This window comes from Alloalcanivorax sp. C16-2 (genome assembly GCF_046507615.1).
Classification (GTDB): Bacteria; Pseudomonadota; Gammaproteobacteria; order Pseudomonadales; family Alcanivoracaceae; genus Alloalcanivorax; species Alloalcanivorax marinus_A.
Genome location: NZ_JBKFTL010000001.1, coordinates 396,383 through 414,494 on the forward strand (window position 1 = coordinate 396,383; position 18,112 = coordinate 414,494).

An 18,112-nucleotide genomic window follows, 5' to 3' on the forward strand; every position below is an offset into this window, starting at 1 on the left:
GTAACGGGCGCCGCCGGCGCCGGCCAACGGGCCGGCTGTTGAACACCCGATGACACATCCTGTTAATGAACAGTGTTTAGTAAAAGGTGCCTTCTCCTGTATCAATTGAACGGCGTTTAATAACTACAGGAGAACGGCATGGTTTCCTTTACCTCTTGGGCGCGGCGCCTGGCCGGTGGCCTGGTGTTGCTGCTGGCTGCCGCCACCGCCCAGGCGGCGGGCCTGATGACCCCCACGGACGGCGGCGTGCCGCCACTGAAGCTGCGTGAGCAGCATGTCACCGTGGATGTGGAAGACGGCTACGCCATTACCGAAGTGGAGCAGGTGTTCCACAACCCCAATGATCGGGACCTGGAAGCCCACTACCGTTTCCCGGTGCCGGCCAAGGGCACGGTGGCGGAGTTCACCGTGTGGATTGATGGCAAGCCGGTGGTCGGTGAGATCCTGCCTCGGGACAAGGCCCGCCAAGTGTATGAACAGGAAAAAGCCGCCGGCCGTGAAGCGGGACTCACCGAGAAGGACGAGTACAAGGCGTTCGACGTGCTGGTGAACCCGGTGCGCGCCGGCGGCGACACCCGGGTGCGGCTGGTCTACATGCAGCCCGCCGGGGTGGACACCGGCGTGGGCCGCTACGTTTATCCCCTGGAAGAGGGCGGGGTGGACCAGCGGCAACTGGACTTCTGGACCGCCAACGAACGGGTCGAGGAGCACTTCACCTTTACTCTCAACCTGCGCGCCGGCTATCCGGTGGCGGCGGTGCGGGTGCCGGACCAGCCCGGTGCCGCCATCACCCAGCAGGGCCCGCGCCAATGGCGGGTAACCCTGGACAACCGGGCTGCTGCGTCGCAAGCCGGGGGGACGGCCAGAGAGCAGGGCATGGAGCAAGGCGCCGAGCGGGAAACCGCCGCCGGCGACGGCAAGCCGGCGTTCCAGCTGGATCGGGACGTCGTGGTCTACTGGCGCCACCCGAAGGACCTGCCAGGCACCGTGGATCTGGTGGCCTACAAGGCGCCGGGCTCGGACCGGGGTACCTTCATGATGAGCCTGACCCCCGGTGATGATCTGCCGCCGGTCAGCGGTGGCCGCGACTGGGTGTTCGTGCTCGACGTGTCCGGTTCCATGGCCGGCAAGCTGGCCACCCTGGCGGACGGCGTCGGCAAGGCCCTGGGCCGCCTTCGCCCGGAGGACCGCTTCCGCATCGTGCTGTTCAACGATGGTACCCGGGAGCTCACCAACGGCTTTGTGGCGGTGACGCCGGAGGCGGTGAACGACTACGTGAAGCGGGTGGCCGGCCTGCAGTCTTCCGGCGGCACCAACCTGTACGACGGCCTGAAAAGCGGCCTTAAGTCCCTGGACGCGGACCGCCCCACCGGCATCGTGCTGGTCACCGATGGCGTCGCCAATGTGGGCGTCACCGCGCAAAAGCGCTTCCTGGAACTGCTCGATAAGCGGGATGTTCGCCTGTTTACCTTCATCATGGGCAACAGCGCCAACCGTCCGCTGCTCACCGCGCTCACCGATGCCAGCAACGGCTTTGCCCTGAGCGTCTCCAACAGCGACGACATTGTTGGCCGGCTGATACAGGCCACCGGCAAGCTCACCCACCAGGCCATGAACGACGTGCGCCTGGACATCGACGGCGTGAAAACCGCCGACCGTACACCGGCGCGCATCGGCTCCGTATACCGGGGCGAGCGCATCGTGGTGATGGGGCATTACTGGGGCGACGGCCCGGCGGATGTGACCCTGAACACCCGGGTGGGCGGCCAGGAACGGCAATACCGCAGCCGCTTCACCTTCCCGAAAGAGGGCGGCGACAACCCGGAACTGGAACGGCTGTGGGCCTACGCCACCATCCAGAATCTGGCCCGGGAACGGGATAACTTCGGCGCCGACGCCGACCTGGAGGACGCCATCACCGACCTGGCTCTGGAGTACGGCCTGGTCACCGATTACACCTCCATGGTGGTGCTGCGCGATGAGGTGTTCGAGAAATACGGCATCGAGCGCCGCAACGCCGACCGCCGCGATCTCGAGCGGCTCGCCAAGGCCCGCCGCGAAGCCAGCGCGCCGGCCTCCAACCGGGCCGACCAGAGCCAGCCCATGTTCCAGCAACCGCGCGCTTCCATGGGCGGCGGTGGCGGCAGCGGCGGCGCCGCCGGCCCCTGGTCCTGGCTGCCGTTCCTGGTCATGGCCGTGGCCGGCCTGCTGCGCCGCCGGCGCTAGCCCAGCCAGTCCGGAAAATTACCGATCGGGAAAATTTGCGCCTGCAGGACATGCAATCAGCGAAATATTCCCGGTCGGTATGATTTTCACCAGGGCAGCACCGAGCCGTCGGAGTGCCAGAAGGTGCCGGTGTTGTCCAGGTTCAGCTCGTCCATGCGCTGCACCAGGCGATGGGCGGCCTGCTCCGGGGTGATGTGGCCGGCGGCGCCAACGGCAACACTCTTTTACGTTGCGGGCTCCGCCTGGACGGCTGGCCGGGCTCGGCGCGGCGGGCCCGGGTCTGGTACATTCGAGGTCCTTTTCCGCAAACCACAGGACACGACCATGACCATTGCCGTAGGCGACAAACTCCCCGACGTGACCATCAAGACCAACGGCGCCCAGGGCCCGGAGGATCTGTCCACCGGTGAGTTCTTCAAAGGCCGCAGGGTGGTGCTGTTCGCGGTGCCCGGCGCGTTCACCCCGGGCTGTTCCAACACCCATATGCCCGGCTTCGTGGTGCACGCCGACGAAATTCTGCAGAAGGCCGATGCCATCGCCTGCATGGCGGTGAACGATGCCTTCGTGATGGGCGCCTGGCAGGACAACCAGAACGCCGAGAAAATCACCATGCTGGCGGACGGCAACGCCGAGCTGACCAAGGCCCTGGGCCTGGAGCTGGACGCCTCCGGCGCGGGCCTGGGCCTGCGCTGTAAGCGTTTCGCGCTGATCGCCAACGATGGCGTGGTGGAATACCTGGGCGTGGACGCCAAGGGCGTGGAAGAGAGCAGCGCCGAGACCGTGCTCAAGCAGCTCTGAGCGCCACGGCCGCGATAGAAAAACGGCGCCCGGGGCTTCCCGGGCGCCGTTTTTCATGACGCGGCGATTGTGGTTGCACGACAGTGCCAGAATGGGTGATGCCTTAACACGAAAATGGTTATAAAGAAGGGGTTCTTCAGCACGTCATAATATTTTGGCCCGATCGGATCGTAAAAGACGACAAAATTGTTACACGCCGCACACCGTCCGGTTTCCTTATGTTGCGGTTGAGTGCCCCCGTAACAGCTCTTAAAGCACGGTCTACATAGTTTCATAGCCACCCTTTGTACATTCCATTCATGCATTACCGGCGCGTGGGGCGTCAGGCGATGGATTCCTTTCATGGAGGGTGGAAACATGGTCAGCTCACTGGCTAAACAACTATTACTGATTCTCATGGTGGCGGCGTTGGCCGCCTGTGGTGGCGGTGGCGGCAGCAGTGGCGGCCCCAGCGACAACGGCGGCGGCGGAAGCTCGGAAACGCCGAACACCCCGGACAATCCCGATAATCCGGATAACCCCGACAATCCGGATAACCCCGACGACCCGGACAATCCGGATGAGCCTGGCGACCCCGACGACGGTCTGGACGACGAGGAACAGGCCGAAGCGCTGTCCCTGATCGACACCAGCAACCATTTCACCGCCTCGGTTTGCCCGGGCACCGTGCTGGACGTGCCCCTGGGCAACGCCATCGACACCGTGACCTGCGAGAACGAAGCGCTGGAGAACATTTCCCTGGGCAACGACAACCTGCTCGGCCTGGTGTGCGCGGATACCGTCGCCGGCACCGACACCGCCTTGGTGGAGAGCCTGGCGGACGTGGAGTTCCTGCCCAACTGTGTGATGGAAAGCACCGTTTACCTGAAGGACACCATCACCGGCCTGCTTGATGGCACCAGCCCGGTGACCCAGGAGCTGTGCCCGGACGCGGACAACCCGGTGACCTGCGTGGTGGACGTGCTGGAAACCACGCCGGAAACCCTGCAGAGCGTGTTTACCGTGCTCGGTTGCGAGGATGCTCTGAATCCGCAGACCTGCCTGACCGGCGTGGCCAACAACCTGGCCAGCGGCGAACTGCTGATCACCACCGCCAACACCTTGTCCACCGCGGTCTGCCCGGTGGCCAGCAACGAAGGCGAGTTCGATCCTCAGGCCTGTGTCACCGAAGTGCTGCAGGGCGTGGGTTCGGTGCTCAACCTCAGTGGCCTGCCCGGCGTGGACGAAATCTGCGGTGATACCGCCGACCCGCTGACCTGTCTGCTGGCGTCCGGTGAATTGCTGGCGCCGGTCACCGATGCCCTGGGTGGCGTGCCGGTGGTGGGCGAACTGGTCAACAGCCTGATGGGCGCCATCGAAACCGACCCGGGCAACCTGGACCTGCTGGAAACCCTGCCCGGGCTACTGGCCAATATTCCGGTGCTTGGTGATCTGATCGGCGATGCCCTGGCCGGCGGTGGTGGCGGAGACGCCAACCCCTTGTTCGCCCTGCTCGAACAGCTTCAAGGCCTGCCGGAACTGGTGGCCGAGGTACCGGTGCTGGGCGATCTGCTCAATGGTCTGGCCGGTGGCGACAGCGGCGGCCTGCCCCTGGATCAGCTCGACCTGGAAGCGCTGGCCGCGGCCCTGACCAGCGGCGACTTGAGCCAGCTCAGCGCCCCGGTGCAGGAACTGCTTGATCAGGTGCCGGTACTCGGCCCGCTGGTCGGCCAATTGCTGGGCGCGGTGAACTGCGAGTCCGGCGACCCGCTTACCTGCCTGACCTCGGCCAGCGACCAGCTCGGGCAAATCGGTGACCTGGTCGGCCAGGTGCCGGTGCTGGGCGACCTGCTCAACCCCCTGATCGCGACCCTCCTGGACGCCACCGGCGGCGGTGAAGGCGGCGACCCCCTGGCCGCGCTCACCGACGCCCTGGAGCAGCTGCCGGTGGCCGGCGATCTGCTTAACCAGGTGCTCGGCACCCTGTTGGGCGGTGAAGGTGGCGTGGACCCGTCCAACCCCGGTGATCTGCTCAGCCCGGCCACCGATTTGCTCGGCCAGGTACCGGTACTCGGCGAGCTGACCACGAACCTGCTCGGCGGGTTGATGGACGGCGGCGCCCTGGAAGGCGAAGCCGGCCTGGAAAACCTGCTCGGCGGTCTGATTGGCGACAATGGCGCCCTGATTCCGGCCCTGGGTGATCTGCTGGCGCAGATTCCCGCCCTCGGCGAGCCCCTGGTGACCGTGCTGGATGCGGTGGCCGGCGATGACGGCCTGCTGGAACAGCTGCTCAACCCGATTGCCGACGTGTTGGAAGGCATTCCGGGCCTGGGTGACCTGCTCGGCGGCCTGCTGGATGGCCTGTTCGGCTGGACCTGATCCTCTTTGCCTCACTGAAGTGCTGTTATGCCCCGGCTCCGCCGGGGCTTTTTTTTGTGTAGCGGTAACACGGTAGGAGCGACCGGGGGGCGTCATTTGTAAAATGCGGCGCGGTATCTGGACAGCGGCGCCGGGCTCCGTAAGGCTTAACGCTTTCTTCACGGCTTGAACGGAGCACGCATCTGATGGACGACTACATGGGGCAGTTGCAAACCTTCTTTAATGAGAACCTGGTGCCCTACGCCTGGAACATCATCGCCGCCCTGCTGATCTTCGTGATCGGCCTGTGGGTGGTGGCCAGGCTGAGCAAATGGCTGCAAAACCTGATGGGCAAGCGGCTGGATGGCACCATCGCCAAGTTCCTGGGGCGCATTATCCACGTCACGTTGTTCCTGTTCGTGGTAATCGCCGCCCTGGATCGTCTGGGCGTGAAGACCACCTCCCTGGTGGCCATTCTCGGCGCCGCCGGCCTGGCGGTGGGCCTGGCACTGAAGGACTCGCTGAGCAACTTCGCCGCCGGCGTCATGTTGATCCTGTTCCGTCTGTTCCGGGAGGGCCATTACGTGGAAGTGGCCGGCACCAGCGGCACGGTGAAGGAAATCCGCATTTTCGCCACGGTCCTCACCTCGCCGGACAACAAGGTCATCACGGTGCCCAACGCCGAGATCCTGTCCAACAACATCGTCAACTATTCGGAGAAGCCCACCCGCCGCGTGGACATGGTGTTCGGCGTCTCCTACGACGCCGATATGAGTCAGGTGAAAAAAATCCTCGAGGAAGTGGTGGCCGAGGACGAACGCTGCCTGAAAGACCCGGCGCCTACCATCGTGGTCGGCGAGCTGGCGGACAGCTCGGTGAATTTCCTGTGCCGGCCCTGGGTGAACAGCGCCGACTACTGGGCGGTGAAGTGGGGCATGACCGAGGAAGTGAAGCGCCGTTTCGACGCCGCCGGCATCGGCATTCCTTACCCGCAGATGGATGTGCACCTCAACAAGCTGGACGCCGAACAGTAACCACCAACCACCGTGTCGCCCGGGCCGGTCAGTGAAGCTGATCCGGCTCGGGGCTGAAACGGTGGGGCGGCAGGGTGACGCGAACGACCCGGTCGCCGGCCACCAGCGTCTCGCCCCGGTAGCGCTCGCCACCGGTGACCGTGAATTCGAACTCGTAGAACCGCCACAGGCGCAGCCGGCCTTCGCCATCACGGCGCAGGCGCAGGCGCTTGAGCCCCACGGTCTGATCCAGCAGAAGCACCTCCTCCCGCTCGCAATGCCGGCGAGTGACGCGCAGCGCCGTCTCACGGATGCGCTGCGCCCGCCAGAACAGGGCCGCTCCGATCATCAGGGCGGCCAGCAGCAGAAGGTCGGTGAGAGCCAGGTTCACGTCGGTTTCAATCCGCGGTCGTCGTTATCGGTTCATGGTAAGCGCCGCCCGCGGGGAAGGAAACCTGCACCAGCCCCCGGTGCTGAAGATCAAACTTTGTAAAGCTCGCCATGGGCCCCTTCCCGGTCCCGCGCCACCTTGAGACGTTAGGGGAATTCCCCGACAGATCATGCGGACTTCAAGGAAGGTGACAGCACCATGAGCGATCAGCATCGTAATCCGACCACCAACGACGCCGGCAACCCGGTGGCCAGCGACGAACACGCCCTCTCCGTGGGCGCCGACGGTCCCATTGTCCTCCATGACCACTACCTCATGGAGCAGATGGCCGCCTTCAACCGGGAAATGATTCCCGACCGTCAGCCCCATGCCAAGGGCGGCGGCGCCTTCGGGTATTTTCAGGTCACCCAGGACGTGAGCCGTTATACCAAAGCGAAATTTCTGCAAAAGGGCACCAGGACCGACGTGGTGATCCGTTTCTCCACCGTGGCCGGCGAGGCGGGCAGCCCGGACACCTGGCGCGACCCGCGCGGGTTCGCGGTGAAGTTCTACACCGAGGACGGCAACTTCGACATGGTCGGCAACAACACCCCGGTGTTCTTCGTGCGCGACCCGATGAAGTTTCAGCACTTCATTCACTCGCAGAAGCGTCGCGCCGACAACGGTCTGCGCGACAACGACATGCAGTGGGATTTCTGGACCCAGTCGCCGGAGTCCGCCCACCAGGTGGCCTGGCTGATGGGTGATCGGGGCGTGCCCGCCACCTGGCGGCATATGAACGGCTATTCCAGCCACACCTACATGTGGGTCAACGAGGCCGGTGAGCGGTTCTGGGTGAAGTACCACTTCAAGACCGACCAGGGCATCAAGTGCATGACCCAGGAGCAAGCCGATCAGATGGCCGGCGCCGACGCCGATTACCACCGGCGGGATCTGTTCAAGGCCATCGAGCGTGGCGATCACCCGAGCTGGACCCTGCACGTTCAGATCATGCCCTTCGAGGACGCCAAGACCTATCGCATCAACCCCTTCGACCTCACCAAGGTGTGGCCCCACGAGGACTATCCGCTGCACGAAGTGGGCAAGTTGACCCTGGACCGCAACCCCACGGACTTCCACAGCGAGATCGAACAGGCCGCGTTCGAGCCCAACAACATGGTGCCCGGCACCGGTCTGTCACCGGACAAGATGTTGCTGGCCCGTTCGGTGTCCTACGCCGATGCCCACCGGGCAAGACTGGGCGTCAATTACAAACAGATTCCGGTGAACGAACCCAGGTGCCCGGTGCACAGCTACAGCAAGGGCGGTGCCATGCGCATCCGCAAGGTCGCCGATCCGGTGTACGCGCCCAACACCAAGGGTGGCCCGGCGGCGGACCCGCATCGTTATCCGGAGCAGGCGGTGTGGTCCGCGGACGGCGAGCTGGTGCGCGCGGCTTACACCCTTCGCCCGGACGATGGCGACTTCAACCAGGCCCACGACCTGGTCACCAAGGTCATGGATGACGCCGCCCGGGAGCGGCTGGTGAACAACGTCACCGGCCATGTGCTTGACGGCGTGGAAGAGCCGGTGCTGTCGCGGGTGTTTGAGTACTGGCGCAACATCGACCAGGACATCGGCGAGCGCATCGAAAAGGCGGTGCGCGCCAAAAAGCAATAAAGGCCCAATCCGTAGGAGTGGCTTCAGCCGCGATCCCGCGATCCGGCAATCGCGGCTGAAGCCGCTCCTACAAATATCAGGCGATCAATCGCGCAGCCGGTAACCGGTTTTGAAAATCCAGGTGATCAATCCGGCGCACACCAGCATGAACACCAGCGTCATGGACAGGCTGACGCCAAGGTGTACGTCCGCCACACCATAGAAACTCCAGCGAAAGCCACTTACCAGATACACCACCGGATTGAACAACGTCACCGTCTGCCAGAATGGTGGCAGCATGGTCACCGAATAGAAGGTCCCGCCCAGGAAGGTCAGCGGCGTGACGATCATCATGGGAATGATCTGCAGCTTCTCGAAGCCGTCCGCCCACACCCCGATGATGAAACCGAACAGGCTGAAGGTCACTGCGGTGAGCGCCAGGAAACCGACCATGGCGAACGGGTGGGCAATCTGATAATCCACGAACAGCCGCGACGTGGCGAGAATCAGCAGGCCCAGAATGATCGACTTGCTGGCGGCGGCACCCACGTAACCGAGCACGATTTCCAGCGGTGAGATCGGCGCCGACAGTACTTCGTAGATGGTGCCGGTGAACTTGGGCATGTAGATGCCGAACGAGGCATTGGAAATGCTCTCGTTGAGCAGCATCAGCATCACCAGGCCCGGGATGATGAAGGCGCCGTAACTGATGCCGTCGATTTCCACCATGCGCGAGCCAATGGCGGAACCGAACACCACGAAATACAGGGAGGTGGAAATCACCGGCGAAGCGATACTTTGCAGCAGGGTGCGCCAGGTGCGCGCCATCTCGAACCGGTAGATGGCCTTTACGCCGTGCAGATTCATGTCAGTCTCCCTTGCCGCCGTTGTGGACCAGGTCCACGAAAATTTCCTCCAGCGAACTCTCGCGGGTGCGCAGGTCGCGGAACTCGATGCCAAGGTCAGCAAGCCGGCGAAGCAGGCCGGCCACATCGCCCTGATCGCGCCGTGCGTCGAAACGGTAAACCAGTTCGTGGCCATCCTCCTCCAGGCTCAGCGACAGCCCGTCCAGGGCTTCGGGCAGTGTCTCCAGGGGAGAGGTAAGCTGCAGGCGCAGCTCCTTGCGGCCCAGCTTTTCCATAAGATCCCGGGTCCGTTCCACCAGTATGATCCGGCCGTGGTTGATCACTCCCACCCGGTCCGCCATTTCCTCCGCCTCCTCGATATAGTGGGTGGTTAGGATGATGGTCACGCCCCGCTCGCGCAGGCCGCGTACCAGGTTCCACATATCCCGGCGCAGCTCCACGTCGACGCCGGCGGTGGGTTCATCAAGGAACAGGATGTCCGGTTCGTGGGCCAGGGCCTTGGCGATCATAACGCGCCGCTTCATGCCGCCGGACAGCGCCATGATCTTGTCCTTGCGCTTGTCCCACAGGGACAGATCGCGCAGAACCTGCTCCACATAGGCCGGATTGGCGGGTTTGCCGAACAGCCCGCGGCTGAACGTCACCGTGTCGCGCACGGTTTCGAAGGCATCGGTGGACAACTCCTGGGGCACCAGGCCGATGCGCGCCCGGGCCGCCCGGTAGTCGCGGCGGATGTCATGGCCGTCGGCGAGCACGGTGCCCGAGCTGGCGTTGACGATCCCGCAGATAATGCTGATCAGCGTGGTCTTGCCGGCGCCGTTGGGGCCCAGCAAGGCGAAGATCTCTCCTTTGCGAATACTCAGGTTGATGTCACGCAGCGCGGTAAAACCGGATTCATAGGTTTTGTTGAGCCGCTCGATCTCGATGACGTTGGACACGAAAGCTCCTTGCCAATGGGCTGGACCCGACATTCTAGAGAGGTCTTGTGAATCGGGCGAGGAGTGTGCAGCATGCAACCTAAACCATTGTTCAGGTCAATCTTCGGAGCCTTTCCATGAGCAGAGTCACCGCCGCCAACATCGACAAGGCCCTCACCGTGGGTGAAGTGGCGGAACGCAGCGGCGTGGCCGTCTCGGCGCTGCATTTCTATGAACGCAAAGGGCTGATTCACAGCCAGCGCAGCGCCGGCAATCAACGCCGCTACCATCGTGACGTGTTGCGTCGGGTGGCGGTGATCAAGGTGGCGCAGCGCATCGGCATTCCGCTGGCGGAGGTGGCGCGGGCGCTGGCCGGTTTGCCGGAAGCACGCAGCCCCAATGCCCGGGACTGGTCACGGCTGTCGGAACGCTGGCGCCAGGAACTGGACGAACGCATCCAGCGCCTGACCCAGCTGCGTGATCAGCTTAGCGACTGCATTGGTTGTGGTTGCCTGTCGATGACCGCCTGCCGGTTACGCAACCCGGGTGATGAGTTGTCCGAGCAGGGGCCGGGCGCACGCCGTTGGGAGGGGCCGCGAGAGCAACCCGGTGATGCCGGCTAGCGGTATCAAAGCAGCCCGATACGCAGTTCAAGACCGGCCAGGGTGCCACGGTAATCCTTGATCGACACCGTGGACAGGTTGGTTTGATAGCCGAGATAGGCGTTCAGGAAGAGGCGTTCACTCCAGGTTCTTTCCAGGCCCAGTGTCAGCCGCAGGCGGCGGTCGCGCCGCTCGCCGTCATCATAATGGCGGCTGAACAGGCCAACGCGGGGCACCAGCTCGGTCCGCTCGTCGAGGCGGCGCCGTAGTGCCAGCCGCGTGCCCGCCTCATCGTAGCTGAAGCGGTCCGCGTCCGCGGAGCGCCGCTCCACGTACAGGAAGGCGGCGCTGCGCCAGACCCGCTCCGCGCCGCGCCACAGGTGCATCATGTCCAGCAGGTATTCGCTCTGGTCGTAGCCGGGAAAAGTGTTCGCATCATTTTGTTCGCGGTAGCCGAAGCGGGTGCGAAATTGCAGGATCTGGCGAGGCGCCGGGGTCAGTCTGAGCGCTGGGGCCAGCCGTATCCGTGAATAGACTTCCCGGGCGGGGTCGCGGGCGTGGCGCGCCTCGGCGGCGAAACGGAACTGATCCCAGGGCCCGTGTCGCCATGGCGCGGCATGCAACAGAGCGGCATCGTAGAACAGACGATCATTGTTGTCGGCATCCGGAAATCGTTCGCGCATGACACCAAGATCGACCCGGGTCCAGCGTCCGGCCTGGCCGTCGAAACGCCGCCATGCGTTCAGGCCGTAACCGAAACGTGTCTCGATACGCAGGTCTTCCGGGCCCAGGTCGTAAAGCGGGGCGCGGCCGGCCTGCAGCAGCGCGTCGAGGTGCCAGTCCTGGTCGGCCCTTGCCACGGAGGACGGACCAAGGGCAACCAGCAGCAGAGTCGCGAACCAGGTTCGCCGGAAAGCGGGTCTGTTGGTAACGCCTTCACGTTTCCCTCCCTTCATTCCTTATAAAACCTCCATGAAAAAAGTCGCAAATTATTTCGCCGGGGTTTTACGGCAAGCGGCTGGACCAATATCGGTAAAGCGGCTGCTCTTCGCACGCGAAGGCAATATATATATGATCCCCGTCCGCTGAAAGCTCGCTGTTTTTTTGTTTTATGAAAATAAATTGTTATTAAGAGGTTGATGTGTCGCGTTCCGTAATGGTGTTGGGTGGCGATGGTTTTTGTGGTTGGCCCACCGCGTTGTCGCTGTCCAGCCGGGGGTGCGATGTAACCATCATTGATAATCTTTCCCGTCGGGGGATCGATGCTGAATTGCAGGTGTCGAGCCTGACACCGATCACTTCGATGGAAGAACGTCTGATCGCCTGGGAAGAGGTGTCGGGTAAACGCATAGCGTTCCACAATCTGGATATCGCTCGGGACTACGAGGGGCTGCGGGAGGTTCTTGACCGCCGCCGGCCGGAGGCCATCGTCCACTTTGCCGAGCAGCGCGCCGCGCCCTATTCCATGAAGTCGCCGCGAACCAAACGCTACACCATGGATAACAACATCAGCGCGACGCACAACCTGCTGGTGGCGCTGGTCGATCTGCAACTCGACAGTCACCTGGTGCACCTCGGCACCATGGGCGTTTACGGTTACGACCAGGCGGACACGGAAATTCCGGACGGTTATCTGGACGTCAAGATGCCTGGCCCCGGGGGCGAATGGCAGGATCGCCAGATCCTGTTCCCCACCACTCCGGGCAGCGTCTATCACCTGACCAAATCCATGGATCACCTGATGCTGCAGTTCTACGCTCGCAACGATGGGCTGCGCATCACCGACCTGCATCAGGGCATTGTCTGGGGCACTCAGACCGAAGAGACCCGGAAGGACCCGCGATTGGTTAATCGCTTTGACTACGACGGCGATTACGGAACCGTGCTTAACCGCTTTTTGATGCAGGCGGCGATCGGCCACCCGCTGACCGTGCACGGTTGTGGCGGGCAGACCCGCGCTTTCATCAATATTCAGGACACTACTCGCTGCATCGGCATCGCTCTGGACAATCCGCCTTGCCGGGGCGAGCGCGTGCAGATTTTCAATCAGGTGGCGGAGACCCTGCAGGTGCAGGGCCTCGCCGAGCTGGTGGCCGAACTGACCGGCGCCGACATCGCTCACGTCCCCAACCCGCGCAAGGAAGCCGCGAAGAATCATCTTTGTGTTTCCAACGCTGGTTTTCGCAGTCTCGGCTTTGAGCCGATCCTGTTGCGTGAGCAGTTGTTGGAGGAAACCGTCGAGATCGCCCGGCATTACCAGGCACGTTGCGTGGAAGAAGCGATCCCGGCCCGCTCGCTGTGGACCCCGGACAACCAATCCGGTGTTCTCGAAGGGGAGTAACCGGAATCATGAATGAGTTCGTGCGGCTGATCGCGCTGGCCATTGTCACCTTTCTGGTCGCCATGGTGGTAACCATCATTTCCAACCCGGATCTGGCCCGCGCGGTGGCGGCCCGGGTCGGGTTCGAGTATGGCGTTGACGATGAATTCGGCGCGCGCATGCCCGTACCTTTGATCGCTGGCGAGCAGGTGCTGCCGGTGCGCCGTCCGCGCCCGGATCATTGGGTGGGCGTGGCCGGTTTTCCCGACAGCGCGGAAGTGCGTTTCCCGCTGCCGCCGGATACCGGCGTGGTGGAGGGGCAGCTGCAACTGGTGCTCAATAGCCAGATGGTGGAGGGCGGGGACGGGCAGCTTTCCGTCTGGATCAACGGCGTGGAACGGGACGTGGTGGTGATCCGGCCTGGCGAGGAACGGCGCACCCTGGTGTACCGGCTCTCCGACCTGGACCTGAGCGGCGCCGCGGTAAGGGTACGGCTTAGCGGCGCCGGCAGTACCAACCGGGGACGAATCTGTCCCGCGCACACTACCGACCTGGGCGTGGCGGTGGAGATTGATCCGGCCAGCGCTTTGATGCTCGATCTCGGCGAGCGCCGGCTGGGGGCCGATGGCGTGCTGGCCACCCGGGTGGCGCCCCTGTGGCTGGCGGGCGCCGGGGATGACGAGGCCGGCGCCATGGCGCTCTGGGCGGCGCAATACCTGCCCCGCCTGGGCGTGCCGGCGGGGCTCGATGACCGGCCCGGGTCGGTGCGGCTGGAGGCGGGGGCGACCTCTCTGCTTACTCTGGACCGGGACGGCGGAGTGCGCGTCCAGGCGTCGCCGGACGGCATTGACCGGGTGGCCCGATTGCGCGGTGGCGCCCTCCCGCCGCTGTACCAGGCGCGGTGGCCGGTCTCCGCCACCGTGCTGGGGGCGGACACGGATACCCTCAGCTTTCGTGGCAGCCGCCGCTGGACACTGAACTATCGCCTCGCCGATCTGCCGGGGGGCATCGCGCCGGATCGGCTCGATCTGGCGTTGGCGGTGAGCCGCCTTCCGGAGCCCAACGACTGGAATTTGCGTGTCACCCTGAACGGGGCGCTGGTGCACTCCTCCAGCGCCGATGGGCGCGGGGATCGTATCGAGCGCGCCGTGCCGCTGCCGGCCTGGCGCCAGGCGCTGACCAACACCATCGAAATCACCCTGGTGGACCCGACGCCGAATCAGGGTATTTGCCGCCCCGGCGCGGATGCCGCGGCCCAGCTTCTGGCCGCCAGTGAAATGCACTGGGTGGGCGCCGATCCGGTCAATCCCCGCGAGGCGTTGGTGCGCTCGCTGGCAACCGCCGATACCGTCAGCCTGGTGGTTCCCGCCGCGCTGAAGCCGGCGATCACCCGGTCCGCGTCGGCGCTGCTCGGCCAGATCCTGCCATTGCACACGCGACCGGAAAGCGGTGGCGCCGGCCCGCGCATCACGGTGCTGGACGCCGAGACCCTTGATCAGCACCCGGAACGGGACCTCGTCACCCGTTTCCTGGTCCGCGGTGGCCTGGCCGGCCAGCCCGGGGCCAGGGTGGAGCGGCTTGAATCGGGGCAGTCGTTGCCCGCCCCCGCTCCGGGTGAAGCCGCGCTGTTGATCGAATGGTGAATCGCGGCGCGCCACCATCGAGTCATCACAAGGCGCTGTCGCGGGAGCAGTTTGCCTCGGTGGACAGCGCGCCGCGCCGGTTAACCCGGCGCGTGCCCGTGCATGCCGGCGTCCAGGTACTGAGCGTTACCCTGATCCTGGCGATGATCGGCACCTGTCTGCTGCACCAGGTGCCTGCTCTGATCCGCCTCTTTCCGGAAGGCGACCTGTATCTGTCCCGCTATGAGGGTGCGTACACCATCCCGATACGGCTGTTCCTGTTCAGCTTTTACATCGCCTACGCCAGTGCCATGGCGGCCTCGATAAAGGGGCGCGTGCTGTATGCCGTGGACCTGTGTCTGACCTTCGCCCTGGTGTGCGTGATTTTTGACTGCCTGGCGTTGCTGGCGCGGCTGCACCTGGGTGTTCCGATGCATCTCTACATGGCTCTGCCGATTTCGGGGCTGGCCGGGCTGTTGATTTTTTCCGCGCGTATTCTTCGTCACGGTGACATGCCCCGCCGCGATGACAGTCCGTTGCGCAAGCGGATTCATCCCACCCAGTTCCTGGTGGCGTCGGCCACCGTGTCGCTGGCGGCGGGTTGGTCCATGGCGGTGGCGCGGCAGGAGCTGAGCGGCGTGGAGCAATTGCGTCATCTGGCATTGCTGGGCGGCATCGGTACCGGTGTGTTCCTGTTCCTGCCGTTGCTGTTCGTGTTGCTGAACTGGGTGGCGGCGTTTCATGCGCTGCTGTTCCCGCCGGGCCGGTTCGCGCCGCCGTTGACGGTGATCGTGCCGGCCCATAACGAAGCGCACATCATTGCCGAGACCATCGCTTGCCTGGATGCCGCCGCCCTCCGGTATGACAACAGCGTGCTGTTGCTGGTGGTGGACAATAACTCCCACGATGGCACCGGAGAGGTGGCGCGCGCCGCGCTGGCCAGCGCGCGCAAGATCCAGGGGCGCGTGGTGATCGAGCGGGAGCCGGGTAAGGCCCATGCCCTGAACCGGGGCGTGGCGGAAACGGACACCGAGTTCGTGGTGCGCATCGATGCCGATTCCCAGGTGTCGCCGGAGGCGCTGGCCCGGGTCATGCGGCACTTCTCCAATCCTTTGGTGGCGGTGGTCGGTGGGCTGGCACTGTCTCCCGGCGGCGGTCTCTTCGACGGCGTGCGCATGCTTGAGGTGATTCTCAAGGTGGGCCTGGACCAGGTTGCCTACGGCGCGGCGGATGCCATCATCGGCATCCCCGGAATGTTCGTGGCCTACCGCATAAAAGCGCTGCGCGCGGTGGGCGGGTTCGCCAGCAACATGAACGGCGAGGACACCGACGCGGCGACGCGAATCGGCGAATCCGGCTGCCGGTTGGTGGTCGATCCCACCGCTACCTTCGTGTCGGAGGTGCCGCGCACCTTCGAGCACATGCGCGAGCAGCGCCACCGCTGGTTCCGCTCGTTGTTTCATGTCATGGCCCGCAACCGTCAGCATTTCCAGATGCGTAATTTTTCCATTCGCAGCAAGCTGCTCATGCCCTACATGCTGATCAACACCGCGCGGCGGGCCATCGCCCTGCCGTTTTTGTTGTTCGCGCTGCTGTTCCTGCTGATGTCGCCGGACCCGCGTAGCACCATCAGCACCCAGGCCATCCTCGCGTTTTTGATGGGCGCGCCGATGGTCATGGTCATTTTCTCCGCGCTGGTGATGCTGCGATTCCGGGCGCTGCTGAGCCTGCCACAGTATCTGCTGTTCCGGATGTACCGCTCCTACCTGACCCTGGAATCCATGTTGTCGATCACCTTCAACGGTTTCAGTGAACGCTGCCAGGGCCGCCGCCGGGGACGAAAGCGCTAGCCCTGGTCCCATTCCTCCAGGGCGTGTTCCAGCACCGCCGGGTCCGCCGCGTGGCGGGCCATGCCGGCCCAGGGGTCGTCCTTCTGGCCGAGCCGGCGGAACAGGTTGCCGAGGGTGTAGCGGCGCGGGCCCAGGGCCGGGTCGTCCAGTTCGTGCCAGTCCAGGGGCGTGGCCACCGGCGCGCCGGGGCGGGCGCGCACCGCGTAGGGGGCCACGGCGGTCTGCCCGAAGGCGTTGCGCTGGATGTCCAGGTAGAGCCGGCCGCGCCGTTTGTTCTTGCGTTGCTCGGTGGTGAGCTGGTCCGGGTGGCGCGCCGCCAGATGGTCCGACAGCCGTCGGCAGGCGCGCCGTATCCGGTCGAAATCGGCCACCGGTTTGAGCGGCGCCACCACGTGCAGGCCCCGGGAGCCGGTGGTTTTCAGAAACGGGGTCAGGCCGGCCTGGCGCAAGGCGTCGCGCACCTGGCGAGCGGCCTGGCGTACCGGCTCGAAATCGTCGCCGGGCGGGTCCAGGTCGAGCACTAACTGGTCCGGCCGGCGCGGGCGGTCGGCGTGGCTGAGCCAGGCGTGCAGGGTGAGGGTGCCCTGGCCGGCCAGGTAGACCAGGTCGGCGGGCCGTTGGCACAGGATATGGTGGACCACGCCGGTGGCGCCGCCATGGTCCAGGCGCCGGCCTGGCAGCCAGTCCGGGAAGTGGTCGCCACGGTTTTGCTGGTAGAAGCCGTCCGCGCCGATGCCGTCCGGGAAGCGGTGCAGGGTGAGCGGCCGCTCGGCCAGATGCGGCAGCATCACCGGCGCCACCCGGCGATAGTAGTCCGCCAGGTCCGCCTTGGTCAGGCCGTCGTCCGGGAACAGCACCTTGTCCGGGTGGGAGAAGGGTACGGCGCGGCCGTCCACATCCAGGGTGGCGTCAGTCATGGTGGTCTCCCTCGTCCTGTTCCCGCCGGGCCTCCCGGGCGATGCCCGCCAGGGTACGGCCGCTTTTCACCGAGCGGTTCTCGGTGGACACCGGGTTGCGCCGGGCGTCCGCCTGCTCGTCGTCCATCTTGATCAGCAGCCATTGGGGTTTGTCGCCGTCGCGGAAGCGCTTCAGGGCATAGCCGCCGCGCAGCTTGTCGCCCTCCAGCCACACCTCCAGCAGGCCGTCGCGCCAGCCCTCGGCCATGGTTTTCGGCGGGTCCTTGTCGGCCAGCAGATTCCGGTAGTCGCCCCGGTCCCAGACCATCACGGTGCCGGCGCCATAGTGGCCCTCGGGGATCACGCCCTCGAAGTCGGCGTAGTCCAGGGGGTGATCCTCCACCTGCACCGCCAGGCGCTTGTCGCGGGGATCCGTGGACGGCCCTTTGGGCACCGCCCAGGATTTCAGGGTGCCGTCGAAGGCCAGGCGGAAGTCATAGTGGAGGTGGCTGGCGTCGTGTTTCTGGATCACGAATCGCGGCGCCCGGTCCTCGCCGCCGGCGGGTTCGCGGCTGGCCTCCAGGTTGCGTTTGCGGCGGTAGTCTTGAAGCCGGTCCTTGCTCATGGAAGGAGCAT

General features: G+C 64.8%; 15 protein-coding genes. 9 read left to right on the forward strand and 6 right to left on the reverse strand.

The window, feature by feature from the left end:
* Window positions 1-138: 138 nt before the first annotated feature.
* The 4 genes from ACLD02_RS01835 (at window position 139) to ACLD02_RS01850 (ending at window position 6,395) form a co-directional block, all read left to right on the forward strand.
* Window positions 139-2,226 (forward strand): VIT and vWA domain-containing protein, encoded by a 2,088-nt coding sequence (locus tag ACLD02_RS01835; RefSeq protein WP_410297781.1) that lies wholly within the window; start codon window positions 139-141, stop codon window positions 2,224-2,226.
* A 324-nt stretch (window positions 2,227-2,550) separates the two neighbouring features.
* Window positions 2,551-3,024: a peroxiredoxin gene (locus tag ACLD02_RS01840; RefSeq protein ID WP_203104029.1), complete on the forward strand. Its 474-nt coding sequence runs from the start codon at window positions 2,551-2,553 to the stop codon at window positions 3,022-3,024.
* A 357-nt stretch (window positions 3,025-3,381) separates the two neighbouring features.
* Window positions 3,382-5,382, forward strand: coding sequence for a hypothetical protein (locus ACLD02_RS01845; protein ID WP_203104026.1), 2,001 nt, complete (start codon window positions 3,382-3,384; stop codon window positions 5,380-5,382).
* Window positions 5,383-5,567: 185 nt separating this feature from the next.
* Window positions 5,568-6,395: a mechanosensitive ion channel family protein gene (locus ACLD02_RS01850; RefSeq protein WP_203104024.1), complete on the forward strand. Its 828-nt coding sequence runs from the start codon at window positions 5,568-5,570 to the stop codon at window positions 6,393-6,395.
* 28 nt (window positions 6,396-6,423) lie between these two features.
* On the opposite strand, the gene ACLD02_RS01855 is transcribed toward ACLD02_RS01850, so the two are convergent.
* Entirely contained in the window at window positions 6,424-6,765 is a 342-nt protein-coding gene (locus tag ACLD02_RS01855) for a DUF3301 domain-containing protein (protein ID WP_410297782.1), read from the reverse strand.
* A gap of 198 nt (window positions 6,766-6,963) precedes the next feature.
* Between ACLD02_RS01855 and ACLD02_RS01860 the strand changes: the two genes are divergently transcribed.
* On the forward strand, window positions 6,964-8,424 hold the full coding sequence (locus tag ACLD02_RS01860) for a catalase (RefSeq protein ID WP_410297783.1): 1,461 nt from the start codon (window positions 6,964-6,966) through the stop codon (window positions 8,422-8,424).
* Window positions 8,425-8,508: 84 nt separating this feature from the next.
* Here ACLD02_RS01860 and ACLD02_RS01865 read toward each other — a convergent pair whose 3' ends face one another.
* Together ACLD02_RS01865 and ACLD02_RS01870 are read right to left on the reverse strand one after the other, a co-directional pair.
* A complete protein-coding gene (locus ACLD02_RS01865) occupies window positions 8,509-9,270 on the reverse strand; it encodes an ABC transporter permease (protein ID WP_410297784.1) in 762 nt (253 codons plus the stop codon).
* Window position 9,271: 1 nt separating this feature from the next.
* Window positions 9,272-10,207 (reverse strand): ABC transporter ATP-binding protein, encoded by a 936-nt coding sequence (locus ACLD02_RS01870; protein WP_410297785.1) that lies wholly within the window; start codon window positions 10,205-10,207, stop codon window positions 9,272-9,274.
* Window positions 10,208-10,323: 116 nt separating this feature from the next.
* Here ACLD02_RS01870 and soxR point away from each other — a divergent pair, with 116 nt between their 5' ends.
* Window positions 10,324-10,809: a redox-sensitive transcriptional activator SoxR gene (soxR, locus tag ACLD02_RS01875; RefSeq protein ID WP_203104016.1), complete on the forward strand. Its 486-nt coding sequence runs from the start codon at window positions 10,324-10,326 to the stop codon at window positions 10,807-10,809.
* Window positions 10,810-10,814: 5 nt separating this feature from the next.
* Here the strand turns inward: soxR and ACLD02_RS01880 are convergent, their stop codons facing one another.
* Entirely contained in the window at window positions 10,815-11,744 is a 930-nt protein-coding gene (locus tag ACLD02_RS01880) for a hypothetical protein (RefSeq protein WP_410297786.1), read from the reverse strand.
* A gap of 200 nt (window positions 11,745-11,944) precedes the next feature.
* On the opposite strand from ACLD02_RS01880, the gene ACLD02_RS01885 reads away from it, so the two are divergent.
* From ACLD02_RS01885 to ACLD02_RS01895, 3 genes are read left to right on the forward strand one after another with little or no spacing between them, the layout of a single operon-like run.
* Window positions 11,945-13,129, forward strand: a complete 1,185-nt coding sequence (locus tag ACLD02_RS01885; RefSeq protein ID WP_238401024.1) for an NAD-dependent epimerase/dehydratase family protein — start codon at window positions 11,945-11,947, stop codon at window positions 13,127-13,129.
* A gap of 8 nt (window positions 13,130-13,137) precedes the next feature.
* Window positions 13,138-14,751 carry a hypothetical protein gene (locus ACLD02_RS01890; RefSeq protein ID WP_410297787.1) on the forward strand — a complete coding sequence of 538 codons (1,614 nt, stop codon included), beginning with the start codon at window positions 13,138-13,140 and terminating at the stop codon, window positions 14,749-14,751.
* Window positions 14,745-16,580 (forward strand): glycosyltransferase, encoded by a 1,836-nt coding sequence (locus tag ACLD02_RS01895; protein ID WP_410297788.1) that lies wholly within the window; start codon window positions 14,745-14,747, stop codon window positions 16,578-16,580. The genes ACLD02_RS01890 and ACLD02_RS01895 overlap by 7 nt, the downstream gene beginning before the upstream one ends.
* On the opposite strand, the gene ligD is transcribed toward ACLD02_RS01895, so the two are convergent.
* Window positions 16,577-17,497 (reverse strand): non-homologous end-joining DNA ligase, encoded by a 921-nt coding sequence (ligD, locus tag ACLD02_RS01900; RefSeq protein ID WP_410297789.1) that lies wholly within the window; start codon window positions 17,495-17,497, stop codon window positions 16,577-16,579. The two genes, ACLD02_RS01895 and ligD, sit on opposite strands and share 4 nt — an antisense overlap.
* Window positions 17,490-18,101, reverse strand: a complete 612-nt coding sequence (locus tag ACLD02_RS01905) for a DNA polymerase ligase N-terminal domain-containing protein (protein WP_410297790.1) — start codon at window positions 18,099-18,101, stop codon at window positions 17,490-17,492. The genes ligD and ACLD02_RS01905 overlap by 8 nt, the downstream gene beginning before the upstream one ends.
* Window positions 18,102-18,112 lie beyond the last annotated feature (11 nt).

Bases quoted from the DNA above. Each gene is read 5' to 3' on its own strand.
- ACLD02_RS01845 (WP_203104026.1), top strand. From the start codon at position 3,382: ATGGTCAGCTCACTGGCTAAACAACTATTACTGATTCTCATGGTGGCG.
- ACLD02_RS01885 (WP_238401024.1), top strand. From the start codon at position 11,945: ATGGTGTTGGGTGGCGATGGTTTTTGTGGTTGGCCCACCGCGTTGTCG.
- ligD (WP_410297789.1), bottom strand. From the start codon at position 17,497: ATGACTGACGCCACCCTGGATGTGGACGGCCGCGCCGTACCCTTCTCC.
- ACLD02_RS01835 (WP_410297781.1), top strand. From the start codon at position 139: ATGGTTTCCTTTACCTCTTGGGCGCGGCGCCTGGCCGGTGGCCTGGTG.
- ACLD02_RS01905 (WP_410297790.1), bottom strand. From the start codon at position 18,101: ATGAGCAAGGACCGGCTTCAAGACTACCGCCGCAAACGCAACCTGGAG.
- ACLD02_RS01860 (WP_410297783.1), top strand. From the start codon at position 6,964: ATGAGCGATCAGCATCGTAATCCGACCACCAACGACGCCGGCAACCCG.
- ACLD02_RS01890 (WP_410297787.1), top strand. From the start codon at position 13,138: ATGAATGAGTTCGTGCGGCTGATCGCGCTGGCCATTGTCACCTTTCTG.
- ACLD02_RS01895 (WP_410297788.1), top strand. From the start codon at position 14,745: ATGGTGAATCGCGGCGCGCCACCATCGAGTCATCACAAGGCGCTGTCG.
- ACLD02_RS01850 (WP_203104024.1), top strand. From the start codon at position 5,568: ATGGACGACTACATGGGGCAGTTGCAAACCTTCTTTAATGAGAACCTG.
- soxR (WP_203104016.1), top strand. From the start codon at position 10,324: ATGAGCAGAGTCACCGCCGCCAACATCGACAAGGCCCTCACCGTGGGT.
- ACLD02_RS01865 (WP_410297784.1), bottom strand. From the start codon at position 9,270: ATGAATCTGCACGGCGTAAAGGCCATCTACCGGTTCGAGATGGCGCGC.
- ACLD02_RS01840 (WP_203104029.1), top strand. From the start codon at position 2,551: ATGACCATTGCCGTAGGCGACAAACTCCCCGACGTGACCATCAAGACC.
- ACLD02_RS01880 (WP_410297786.1), bottom strand. From the start codon at position 11,744: ATGAAGGGAGGGAAACGTGAAGGCGTTACCAACAGACCCGCTTTCCGG.